The organism is Aristophania vespae (assembly GCF_009906835.1).
Lineage (GTDB): Bacteria > Pseudomonadota > Alphaproteobacteria > Acetobacterales > Acetobacteraceae > Aristophania > Aristophania vespae.
Window position 1 is genome coordinate 1,844,784 of the sequence record NZ_CP047652.1, and the last position, 12,790, is coordinate 1,857,573.

At 42.5% G+C, this 12,790-nt stretch carries 8 protein-coding genes; 5 read left to right on the plus strand and 3 right to left on the minus strand.

Features of this window, described 5'->3' with window-relative positions:
* Positions 1 to 89 precede the first annotated feature (89 nt).
* Complete coding sequence (locus GT348_RS08300) at positions 90 to 890, minus strand: SDR family NAD(P)-dependent oxidoreductase (RefSeq protein WP_160619295.1); 801 nt, start codon at positions 888 to 890, stop codon at positions 90 to 92.
* A 558-nt stretch (positions 891 to 1,448) separates the two neighbouring features.
* Between GT348_RS08300 and GT348_RS08305 the strand changes: the two genes are divergently transcribed.
* Positions 1,449 to 2,891 carry an MATE family efflux transporter gene (locus GT348_RS08305; protein ID WP_236646488.1) on the plus strand — a complete coding sequence of 481 codons (1,443 nt, stop codon included), beginning with the start codon at positions 1,449 to 1,451 and terminating at the stop codon, positions 2,889 to 2,891.
* On the opposite strand, the gene GT348_RS08310 is transcribed toward GT348_RS08305, so the two are convergent.
* Positions 2,824 to 4,764, minus strand: coding sequence for an alpha/beta hydrolase family protein (locus GT348_RS08310; protein ID WP_160619296.1), 1,941 nt, complete (start codon positions 4,762 to 4,764; stop codon positions 2,824 to 2,826). The genes GT348_RS08305 and GT348_RS08310 overlap by 68 nt on opposite strands.
* Before the next feature lie 180 nt (positions 4,765 to 4,944).
* Here GT348_RS08310 and GT348_RS08315 point away from each other — a divergent pair, with 180 nt between their 5' ends.
* Positions 4,945 to 5,595, plus strand: coding sequence for a DedA family protein (locus GT348_RS08315; protein ID WP_160619297.1), 651 nt, complete (start codon positions 4,945 to 4,947; stop codon positions 5,593 to 5,595).
* Here the strand turns inward: GT348_RS08315 and hemJ are convergent.
* Positions 5,554 to 6,000, minus strand: coding sequence for a protoporphyrinogen oxidase HemJ (gene hemJ, locus GT348_RS08320; RefSeq protein WP_160619298.1), 447 nt, complete (start codon positions 5,998 to 6,000; stop codon positions 5,554 to 5,556). The genes GT348_RS08315 and hemJ overlap by 42 nt on opposite strands.
* A gap of 434 nt (positions 6,001 to 6,434) precedes the next feature.
* Here hemJ and GT348_RS08325 point away from each other — a divergent pair, with 434 nt between their 5' ends.
* Genes GT348_RS08325 through GT348_RS08335 form a run of 3 tightly spaced genes read left to right on the plus strand, consistent with a single transcriptional unit; the run spans position 6,435 to position 12,622 of the window.
* Positions 6,435 to 7,049, plus strand: a complete 615-nt coding sequence (locus tag GT348_RS08325; protein ID WP_160619299.1) for an invasion associated locus B family protein — start codon at positions 6,435 to 6,437, stop codon at positions 7,047 to 7,049.
* A 60-nt stretch (positions 7,050 to 7,109) separates the two neighbouring features.
* Positions 7,110 to 8,819, plus strand: coding sequence for a ShlB/FhaC/HecB family hemolysin secretion/activation protein (locus GT348_RS08330; RefSeq protein WP_236646489.1), 1,710 nt, complete (start codon positions 7,110 to 7,112; stop codon positions 8,817 to 8,819).
* A complete protein-coding gene (locus GT348_RS08335; RefSeq protein ID WP_236646490.1) occupies positions 8,816 to 12,622 on the plus strand; it encodes a two-partner secretion domain-containing protein in 3,807 nt (1,268 codons plus the stop codon). Before GT348_RS08330 ends, GT348_RS08335 begins: the two co-directional genes overlap by 4 nt.
* Positions 12,623 to 12,790 lie beyond the last annotated feature (168 nt).

The window sequence follows — 12,790 nt, forward strand, 5'->3', positions numbered from 1 at the left end:
TGGTGCTTGATGATGAAAGACAAGAAAGTTCCACTGGAAATACTATAATCACATCCAGCACCAGAATTTAGCATTATTAAAATGGGATTTTAAGCACCCAGCCCTAAAGACATACCTTCATCAATGACGATAGCTGCGCCATGCATGGCCTGAGCAGCATCACTTGTAAGAAACGCGACAACATTCGCAATATCATCAGGGCTTGAAAATGCACGCCTGCTAGGGTTGGACGAAGCAATGGATTTTAAAATCTCAGCCTGTGCAGGATCGTTAATTAACTGATCATGCATAGGCGTCTCAACACGGCCAGGCTCTACAGCATTAATATTAATGCCCATAGGGCCGAGCTCTAAAGCCAAGGATTTGGTTAAAGCCGTTACGGCAGCTTTGCTCGCACAATAACCTGAATATGTTGCAAAGCTAAAAAAGGAGCAAATGGAGGAGAGGGCAACAATTTTACCTCCTGGCTGATTTTCGGACCCTTTTTTAACCAATGGAAGGGCAGAGCGAATAATATTCCACATACCATTCACATTAATGGCAATCATACGATCAAAGGCTTCTGACGACTCATCAGTAATAGGCGTATCAAAAAATACCCCTGCACTATGAACAACGATATCAAGCGTAATATTATCAGCCTGAAGTACTTTCATTAAAGCCGTAACATCAGCTTCTTTTGTTACATCCACACCATAGCTTTTCACCCATGGAGAGCCAGCTTGTGTTTGAGCAACTTTGGAAACAATTTGTACAGCCTCTGAATAGTCTTTTGAAGGACGACTTCCTACCAAGATTATATTACAGTTCTGCGAAGCAAGCTTACGGGCAATTGCTAACCCAATTCCTGATGTTCCACCTGTTATAAGTGCTGTTTTTATAGCAGCCATATCCTATTCTCCTTATTCTCAACCATAATCACATGATCACAGACTTAGAACCTGATTTTATCATAGATATTATGTAGCATTAAAATATTAGTGTAAAATAATTACTCATATTTGTTTTATTTCTAAGAATAAATATAAAAATTTTATATCTTATAAATAATTATATTCATTTACACTATTTATAGTGATCTTTTTAAAATAACTTCGCAATCAATTTGTTTGTTGTTTTTATCAAAAATTCATTTTAGAAAATACCTGCATATTGGACAAAGATTCTATGGTTAGAGCCTAGATTAATAACCATAACTGATATTGCTTGTGATTATTGAATAAAAAACTTACAAGGAAGGCCCGACGAGATTCTGGCTATTATAGGCGCTATAATCAGTTTAATTACCCAATATGCTGAAAGCCACTATGGCGCAGCATAAACACCAGTATAATCTATTTATAAGACAGTTGAAAAAGCTGGTTTTGAGCCTATGATCGCAAATTATTAATTTTCTTGCGAAGCTGGAAAGATCACTATCCAGACGTAAATAGGCAATATCGTGCATTATGGATAATCATCCTTCTTCTGATCCTGACGATAAAAAGAAACTTTCTCATTCTCCTCAGCCTCTTATTAAAGATCGTCCCCTAAATCGCGCGCGTTTTGTTCATGGCAGTATTATGCGCCATGTACTAACAATGGCGATTACTGGGGCCGTCGGGCTTATGGCAGTTTTTGCTGTTGATTTACTGAATTTTTTCTACATCTCGCACTTACATGACCCGACATTAACCGCCGCTATTGCCTTTGCAAGCTCCCTTAGTTTTGTGCAGACAGCCGTAGGGCTGGGCATGGCCATAGGATTAGGAGCCTGTATTGGCCGCCTCATTGGCGCCAGACAGCATGACCGCGCACGAGAATTAGCCTCGTCTTTTTTAGTTGTCATGATAATTGTCACACTCGCTTTGGGACTATTTACGGCAATTTTTGCTCATTATTTTCTGACTCTTTTAGGCGCTAAAGGAGAAGCTCTTATACATGCTACGCGCTTTCTCCATATTATCTCACCAGCCTTGCCCCTTATTTGCCTGGGCATGACTCTTTCAGCCCTATTACGCGCAGTAGGTGATGCAAAACGCTCTATGCGCGTTACATTAATAGGGGCAGTTTTTACCGCTATTTTAGATCCAATTCTGATTTTCGGTTTTAATCTCGGATTAGAGGGAGCAGCCATCAGCACAGTTCTTTCACGCTGTGCAATTTCAGTCAGTGGCTTTCTCAATCTTCGTGGTCACGCCATGATTGAACGCCCTAAATTGAACCTTATTATGCCTGCAACACGCGAAATTGGTAATATTGCCCTACCGGCCATCGGCACTAACCTAGCAACACCTGTTGGTGCTTTATTTGCTACTCATGCCATGTCACGCTTTGGCCTTGAAGCTGTATCAGGGCAAGCAGTTGTTGATCGTTTAGTACCCGTTTCATTTGCGTTTGTTTTTGCCCTGACCGGGTCAGTAGGCCCTATTATGGCGCAAAATCTCGGAGCAGGACAATTCCACCGGGTCAGAGAGGCTTTTATATGCTCTTTGAAACTCACAGCCCTTTGTGTAGCCATTGCCTGGGCTGTTTTTGCAAGCTGTCACACAGTTATTTTGAAATTATTCCATGTTCAAGGAGCAGGCATTGAGCTTGTTAATCTCTTTTGCTTCGGGGTTGTTGCAAGCTATATGTTTGTCGGGCTGCTTTTCGTCTCCAACACTGCTTTTAACAATCTTGGCCATCCTCTTTATTCGACCGCCTTTAATTGGGGACGTGCCACTCTAGGCACGATCCCTTTCGTCACTATTGGCGCTTATTATGGCCCTAAGGGCGTTATGATCGGTCAAGCACTTGGCGTTGTTATATTTGGCTCACTCGCTATGATGGCAGCCCTCTCAGTTATTCACAATCTAGAGAAAACAGCCTCTCATAAAATTCCAACTCCCTCTGCAAAGAATCAGCTATAACGTCAGGGGCTCTAAAACCATGCCCTTCATGAGGGTATATATGGAAAATAGCTTCTTTCATCTGATCAGCAAGAGCTTTGGCCTGTGAAAGAGGCACAACCCGATCCTCTGCGCCATGAAGAAATAAAACGGGATTGGTCAGTTTTTCCGGCCATGATAAGGGAGAGCGCTCTTTATAAAGAGCTTCTGCCTGGGGCCATGGACCAATTAAGCCATCAAAATAACGCGCTTCAAAACGGTGTGTTTCTTGCACTAACCCCGTTAGATCCGTAACCCCATAAAAAACCGTTCCTCCACGAAAGAGCTTTGAAGATGCCAGCGCTGAAAGAACCGTAAGCCCCCCTGCACTACTACCCCGAATAACACAGCGACGGGGGTCTATTTTTTTCTGCTCAATAAGAGCTTTAACAGCTGTGCAACAATCCTGTACATCAAGCACCCCCCATAGTCCTTTGAGAGCATCTCTATATGTACGACCAAAGCCTGTTGACCCACGATAATTAACATCTAAGACAGCAAAGCCACGCGACGTCCACCATTGTACTTTAAAAGACAAAGCTGAACTTGCCTGCCCTGTAGGCCCTCCATGGACCAAAACCACTAAAGGAGGCAGTCCCCCTTCCTGATGCCAACAATGATCGCCCTGCGCAGGAGGATAATAAAACGCCTGCAAAGGCGAAGGCCCCTCTTCCACCTCAAAATGCACTGAAATTGCCCTGGAAATGTCATTTTTAGTCACATGGGGCGGAAGCTCCCAGGCAAGACGAAAACGATCATATGCTCCATCTAAAGACCCTATTGCCAAGGCTGGAGGCGCATCTTGTGGAACATCTATCCAGGCAAAAACTGTCTTTTCCTTATTGACAGAACAAGGAACCATTTCGGGACTAGCTTTAACAGAAAGTTTTTCCCAGCCCTGCTTTGGGTCATACATTAAAAAGCAGGGAAGAGCATCCTTGATACCACGCGCCAAAATACGGCCATCTTCAAAAACACTATATGAATTTTGCCCAAACACCCAGGCAGGAAAACCAATTTCGACGCCAGCAGAGGGTAAAATATGAGTATGCCACTCCCCATTATTCCACTCAAATCTTATGGGCGACCAATAACGATCCTGCTCTTTCTCGCCACGTTTTTGATCTGAAAGAGCATAGAGATCCTGACCAGCCCATCGAGGCTCTATGAGGCTAATCCCGCCTTCCTGTCCGGCTAATACCCATTTTCTTTTAGTCGTCAGATCTATCACACATAATTGTGTCTCATCCCACGGCATGAAAGGATTTTGCCATTGATACCAGGCCAGAAACTGCCCATTGGGAGAGGGGCGTGGTGCTGCGTAAAAGTCGGAATCCCGTGCCCAGATATTGCATAATCCATTAGGGTTAACAGAAGCAATATCAGAGGATTCATAACCACTACTCTGACATTCACGAACACAAAAAACTTCATCCCTATCAGGATGAAAAGAAAAGTCAGCATAGTGATAAATAAGCTCCTCGCCTTGCTCACTAACAGTCTGGCTTATCCATTGTTGAGCCTCTTGCCCATTTATACTTAACCAGATACCGCCCTTTTTCCGGTCACTAAATATGATTTCTATACCTTTAGGCGTCAAACGCGCTTCCCAGGCACCGCCACCATATTCGTGAACTTTAGTACCTATATCATAGCCTAAGGGTGTTAAATCCCTGATTAAACCCTGCGTGTCTCGCGCTACCACAACGGCACGTCCCCCCTCATCCGGGCGGCGCTCTAGCCAAAGACTATAATCCCCTATTATTTTAACATCACTAAATTGCCGTGTTTTGCGAACAATTAAAGATGTATCAACCCAAGATTGTTTCTGGCATAAAGATGTTTGTGACAGCATTTTAAGACCTCGTTGGGTTTTATGTTTGGCTTTACTCTTTTATAAACTGTAATTAGTGCCTTTTGTGCAAGATCGCAGCATCATTCAAGGAGCAAGATCCTGTTCCATATTTCAGACCTCACAAATTATATTGAACAGATACCGAGCCCTTATGCCTATACCCTTATAGGCCTAATTATCATGCTTGAATGCACGGGTATCCCTCTCCCTGCAGAGAGCCTCTTGGTGCTTGCCTCACTTTACGCCTCTCAAACTCATCATTTTAGCCCCGAAGGCCTTATAATAGCAGCAGCAACAGGGGCTATCATTGGCGATAATATAGGCTATTTGATAGGCTATAAATTTGGCTTTTCTTTACTGGAAAAACACGGTCCCAAAATAGGGCTCAATGAAGACCGGTTATTATTGGGGCGCTATCTATTTCGTCACTTTGGCGGGTTAGGTGTTCTTTTTGGCCGCTTCATGATGATTTTGCGTATTTTCATAGCGCTTCTAGCAGGAGCATCTCATATGCCCTGGAGAAGCTTTTTATTTTACAACGCGTCAGGTGGCATTTTATGGGGATGTGGTTACGTTCTCATAACCTATGAAATTGGTAGGCAGATTGAAAAATTCTCAGGGCCCTTTAGCCTTATTCTGGGTTCCATAGCGGCTATTTTAATTATCATAGCTTTTCTGTTTTTACGCCGCCATGAACGACGATTAATTGTCAAAGCAAGAGAAGAAGAAAAACATCTATCCGAACATCATAAAAAAACTCAGTTTTTCCGCAAACGATCTGAAAAAAATTCAGGGTCTTACGACGATCATAATGACGATAATCATCATTAATATGGTGGGGACCTCGTTGATAATGCGATAAAATCGCTCATTATGACTGTTTTTTCCCTGCTCAAAGAGACGGCGCCACATACCGCAGGCCCCCTGAAAAGCACCTAATGCCAAAACCGAAATAACTTTGCTCCACCACCAAAAACTATGCCAGTCTACAATATGGGGCAAAGAGGCCATTGTAATTCCTGTTACGAATGTAACAATCATAGCCGGGGTCATTATCTGTTTATAAAGACGCCTCTCCATAAGAGCAAAACGCTTATCTTCACGAGAACCATGCTCAAGCTGCGTGTGATAAACAAATAATCTAGGCAGGTAAAATAAACCTGCCATCCAGGATATGAACGCCATAATATGGAGCGCTAAAATCCACGTAAAATGGTCCTGAAGAAAAACCATCATAAAATTCCCTCTTTTTCTGCCACTTTTTTGCGGGCCAATTTTTAGCACAACTATAATATTTAAGCGAAATACTTAATCTTTTTTCAGTTCAGCCATGCAAAGTGCTCTCAAACCCTGTCACAATAAAGTGTAATTATCTATAATATCGCACAAGCCTTAAGAATTTGTATCTATTAATCATTCGTAAATAAAAAATTCTTATTTTCGCCATAATTTCATTATTAGAAGAAAATTTAGATTATCTTGATTTAGCATAAGAGAAATTTTATGTAACTTTTTTTTATTTCGTTAAAATTTGGGCAAAATTTACTTAAAACTTGTTAAATTTTTACTTGATAACGTATAAAACTTTGTATAGGAAACCAAGACTACAATGGTACTATATTGCAGTCTCCTAAAAGTGTCTTTTGCTTATAATATAGGTGGTTAATATTATGATATGTAAACTTATCAAGTCCGTCCTGTTGATTACACCCTTTATTATAGGCTCAACGAGTCAAGCTGCCAGTGACTCTAATAAGGACTCAAAAGAAACACCCCCTCAGTCTTCACCCATAACAATTTCAAGTTCTATAGGTGAATGGTCTTATCGCTGCACATTTCCTCTTAAAGGAGCGTCAGAAGACCCTCAGAGCTGCATCGTACAGCAAACTCTCATTGCCCAAAAAGGCCAAAAATCTGTTCCCCTTGGAATGGTCGTTTTAGCCCGTGCAACTGATAACGCAAAAAAATCCCCTTTAAGCAAACGTCCCTGGCGCTTAACTGTCATGGCACCTTTGCAACTTTCACTCAAAACACAACCTGAGATCTCTATTGATAATAAAAAATCTCTTTCTTTAGAGTGGCAAAGTTGTGTTGCAACAGGTTGCCTTGCCTCACTGGATCTCAATAAAGCAGAGGCCCAACAATTCCAAAATGGAAAAACGGGCCAGTTTAAAGCTGGGAAAATTGTAGGAGGCGGTACTTTAACAATCGCTTTTTCACTCAACGGGGCTGAAACAGCGATGCAAAATATTGATAGCTGGATAAAGCACCCTCCCCTCCGCTAATTCCCTAATAATAAGATGAGTTACATAAAGCAGAGGATTTCTCTCGCAGCTTTTTTGCTGGTGGCTCTGACTACACCGGGGCCATCAGCAAAAGCGGCTGACATCCCTCATTTAGGTCTGCCAGCAGGCCCCGGCTCTGCTCAAGATCAGTTCCAAAGATTTCAGCAGCGTCAGAGGCAGTTAAACGCTCTGCCTCCTCCTTCTTCCACGCTTCAGCCTACAACAAAAGCAGCTCCTTCTTCATCGGAGCAGAACTGCGTTTTGATTCATAAAATTACGGTTGAAGGAAACCGCCATATTGGCTCTCAAAAAATCACTCAACTGACTAATCCATATCAGGAACGCTGCCTAACCATTAGAGATATTAATTCTATAGTTAACGACATAAATAATGCTTATATAACAAAAGGTTATATCACCTCACGAGCCTATCTGCCTGAACAGCATCTCTCTACCGGCACTCTTAAAATTGTAGTTATAGAAGGCAAACTTGCAGCCATAGACCTGCAAGGAAGGCCAAGACGCGCAACTATAGCTATGGCCTTTCCCTGGCTACATGCAAAAATCCTAAATCTGCGTGATCTTGAGCAGGGCATTGAACAAATGAACCGCTTACCCCACTGGGGAGCGCAAATGCATATTGCCCCCGGCCAGGAACCAGGCACATCTAAGGTCATTATCGAAACACCAGATAATGGTATTTTTCACGGTCAAGGCTGGGTTGATAATTTGGGGCAGTCTGTCACGGGGCGCCAGGTCGGTCATGCCATGTTAATGGCCGAAAACCCTCTAGGACTTCTTGATTTATGGTCTGTAGAATATGACCACTCCCTCAGGGGCCCTGATCATGGCTTTAGAGGAACGGAACTTTTTTCTTTTAGCGGTTCTATCCCATGGGGATATTGGACTTTTTTCGGCTCAGCCTCACGCTCTCAGGATAGTTATCCTCTACAATCTGGCACAGAACTCTATAATCTCAGCGGTTCAAGAACAGACTGGCAAGTCGGATTTTCGCGCGTTTTACTCCGCAACAAACTAGGTGTAACAAGTTTTCAGGCCAGTATCGAACGTAAGGGATTTGCCTCAGCCATTAATCACACAGTGATTAATATGCAAACTGGGCACCAATCTTATGTCAATCTCTCTCTTAGTGAATCCCTCAAGGCTTTAGGGGGCATATGGTACGTAACTGCAGGAACAGCAATTGCTATAGATGCTGCTGGCACTGATAATTACCTCCCTCATCCTTCTAAAAACGAGCCTCATTCTTCTTATCTAAAACCAAGTCTTGATATTGATGGTTATGAACCTCTGACACAAAGACTTAGCTGGCACACAACACTTCATGCTGAAATCAGTACCTATGATCAATTTTCTACCAACCAGTTACAGGTTGGTGGCCCCTATAGTGTTCGTGGTTTTATAGAACAGGCGCTTATCGGCAATAATGGCGGGTTCATGCGTAATGATTTTTCTTGGACCTTACCCACCGAAGATTTGAGTTGCGGCCCCTATGAGGGGCTTTGCCATGCTTTATTTGACAGCACCCAGTTATATGGAATTTTTGACTTCGGCATTGTAAGAGCTGGTTTTGCAGATTCCAGCCTCCCTAAAGCTTTGAGAGGTGGGGAAATAGTCGGTGCAGGCGCAGGATTGCGCAAAACCACCGGGCCAGCTTTTTGGAACATATCTATCACTCACGCTGTACATACAGGCCCCCTCCCCTCAGAAGGTGTGCTGGGCTTATTTAGCGCCGGACTAAAACTATGATGAAAAATAATAGGCTTAATCATAAAGTTTTTGGCATGAAAAAACGTTTCTTTTGCAAAATAGTAAATTTATTTGCAGCAAGCTCTTTATTTTTGGCTTCAGTCACAAGTCCTGTGCTGGCTCAACAAGCTCCACCGCGCATTATTATTGACCATCAAGCAGCGGGACCACATCCTACATTAGACCATACTCAAAATGGTCTTGACCAAATTAACATAGCTAAACCCAATAACAACGGCGTATCTCATAACGCTTTTACAGAATATGGCGTTAAAAAGAATGGACTTATACTTAATAACGCCACACATAATATTGGTACAAAAACTGGCGGCCAGATCATGGGAAACCCCAATCTGCAAGGCCAGTCAGCACATGTTATACTTAACGAAGTTACAGGACACCTTCCCTCACATATTTTAGGCTATACAGAAATTGCAGGGGATAAAGCCGCTGTAATCATTGCGAACCCGAATGGAATTACATGTAATGGGTGTGGCTTTATTAATACAACACGCTCAACCCTTGTTACGGGACAACCAAAACTCGACAGCCAGGGACATCTTCAGGGGTTTGATATACAAAACGGAACAATTTCTTTTGAAGGAAAGGGAGGTGATTTTACAACCGTACCGGTGCTTGATATTCTTTCACGCAAAATAAGGCTAAAAGCACAGCTAAACGCTCAAGATGTCAATATTGTTGCAGGGCGTAACTATGTTGAGTACGGTAGTAACATAGCCCATCCTCTTGATAAAGACAGCTCTGACAAACCAGAATGGTCTATAGATACCGCAGCTTTGGGCGGGTTATACGCTCATAGTATTTACATGGTTGTAAACGAAGCTGGCGCAGGTGTGCGTGTTAATAACACAATGGCTGCCAATGCAGGAGATATGCACCTCACAACAAATGGCGACCTCGTTTTAAACGGACAATTAAGCACAACTAACCAGCTTAAAATCAGATCTAATGGGGCTATATCAAGCACTGGTTCATTACAGGCACAAAATGATATTACCATCGATAATAAAAATGAGTTCAGCAATAGCGGAACTATTAATAATCAAAGCGGAAATCTTTCAATCCACACAGGAAAAAATCTATCTAATACCGGAACAATCGCAGCACAATCTGGAAGTGTTAAGTTAGAAGCTAGTGGTGAACTTAATAATATAGGAGGCATTGGAGCCTCGCAAAACGCAATCAATATTCAAGCCAACTCTATTAAAAATCAGGGTAAAATAGCTGCTCAAACAGGCCTTCACTTAGACAGTCATAAATATTTATCTAACCAGACTGGACAGGTATCTACAGTTTCTGGCCCCTTACTCGTTTCAACTCAGGGCGACTTGAATAACGATCAAGGTAAAATTATTAATGGAAACAATGCCTTAACCCTTAACGCAGCCTCTTTATCTAACCAGTCAGGCCTCATTGAGAGCAATGACTCTCTGAAAATTTCATCACAGAATTATAGCTCTAATAAAGACTCTGTTATTAGAACAGGTAATGAACTTTCTTTTTCAAATAGTAACAATCTTGACAATGAAGGTCTTATTGCCAGTGCTAATGGCAACTCCATAGAAACATCGCAGTTTACTAATGGAGTTCAAGGTCAGACTCTCTCTAATGCCGGCAATATTTCGATTAAAGCTGACAATTTTGCTAATTCTGGACTGATCCGTGCCGAGACTGGTCATATTAACGCTGACATTACCCAGGACACCACAAATAGCGGCACAATTTACGCTGTTACGCAGGATTTGGTCTTTAATACAGCTTCATTTCGTAATTCTGGCCTCATCTCATCAAAAAAAGGCCTAACGCTCAATAGCAATGGTTTCTTTTCCAACCAAAAAGGAAATATCTCTACTTCTTCTGATAGTTTGCACATTACAACTTATAGTGATTTCGACAACAGCCAAGGCAAAATTCTTAATAATAATGGCAATATAATTTTGCACTCAGCTTCTTTAACCAATGATGAAGGAAGCATCGAAAGTAATGGGAATTTAGACGCTACTTTAGAAAATTATAATGCAGATCAAACAGCCACGTTTTCTGCACAAAAATTATTACATCTCTCAGCACGAACAAGCATAAATAATGACGGGCTGATTGGGGGTGTCAATGGTAGTGCTATAGAAACCTCTAATCTCACCGCAGCTGCACAAAGCCAGATAATCTCCACCTCTGGTGACGTTACACTTAAAGCCGACAATCTTGCAAATGCAGGAAATATCCGCAGTGAAAAAGGCCATGTTAATGCCGATATCACCCATGACATTACTAATAGTGGTTCAATCGTTGCTGCCGAACAGGATCTAGCTCTCAATGCAGGGTCAGTCCAAAACTCCGGCCTTATCTCTGCCCAGTCTGGACTAACCCTCAACAGTGACAGCACCCTTTCCAATCAAGGTGAGATCTCAACTTCTTCTGGCAATTTATCCATCACAGCTAAGGAAGACCTTAATAATGATCACGGGAAGATTCTTAACGCAAATGGCAGCCTAACCTTACAATCTGCTGCCCTCTCTAATAAAAGTGGAGCCATTGAAAGCACAGATGCTCTACAGCTCACATCACAAAATTATAACTCTGATAAAGACTCTGTTCTAACAACCAATAAGGCCCTCTCCCTCAAGGTCGATAGATCTTTCAATAATGAAGGGCTCGTTGGCGGTATAAATGGAACATCTCTCCAAACATCCCAGTTCATCAATGGATCTCAGGGACAATTCCTCTCTACTTCCGGTGATGTCACAATCAAAGCGGATAGTCTCACAAATGCAGGTCTCATTAATAGCGAGAAAGGTCATATTGGCATCGATATTGCTCAGGATGCTACCAATAGTGGTTCAATCTCCACTTCATCACAGGATGTGAATTTCAAAGCAAGATCACTCAATAACTCCGGCCTTATCTCTGCCCAGTCTGGACTAACCCTCAACAGTGACAGCACTCTCTCGAACCAGGGTGAGATCTCAACTTCTTCTGGTAATTTATCCGTCACAGCTAAGGGAGATCTCGATAATAGTCACGGCAAGATTCTCAATGCAGGTGGCAGCCTAACCTTACAATCTGCTGCCCTCTCTAATAACGGTGGAGCAATCGAGAGCACAGATGCCCTACAGCTCACATCACAAAATTATAACTCTGACAAAGACTCTGTTCTAACAACCAATAAGGCCCTCTCCCTCAAGGTCGATAGATCTTTCAATAATGAAGGGCTCGTTGGCGGTATAAATGGAACATCTCTTCAAACATCCCAGCTCATCAATGGAGCTCAGGGGCAGTTCCTTGCCACTTCCGGCGATGTCACAATCAAAGCGGATAGTCTCACAAATGCAGGAAATATCCGCAGTGAAAAAGGCCATGTTAGTGCTGATATCACCAATAACGTCACTAATAATGGTTCAATCATTGCAGCTGAACAAGATTTAGCTTTCAATGCAGGCTCAGTTCATAACTCCGGCCTTATCTCTGCCCAGTCTGGACTAACCCTCAACAGTGACAGCGCTCTCTCGAACCAGGGTGAGATCTCAACTTCTTCTGGTGATTTATCCGTCACAGCTAAGGAAGATCTCGATAATAGTCACGGCAAGATTCTTAATGCAGGTGGCAGCCTAATCTTACAATCTGCTGCCCTCTCTAATAACGGTGGAGCAATCGAAAGCACAGATGCCTTACAGCTCACATCACAAAATTATAACTCTGACAAAGACTCTGTTCTAACAACTAATAAGGTTCTCTCCCTTAAAGTCAGCGGAACTTTCAATAATGAAGGGTTTATGGGGGGATAGATGGAACATCTCTCCAAACATCCCAGCTCATCAATGGAGCTCAGGGGCAGTTCCTTGCCACTTCCGGCGATGTCACAATCAAAGCGGATAGTCTCACAAATGCAGGAAATATCCGCAGTGAAAAAGGCCATGTTAGTGCTGATATCACCAATAACGTCACTAATAATG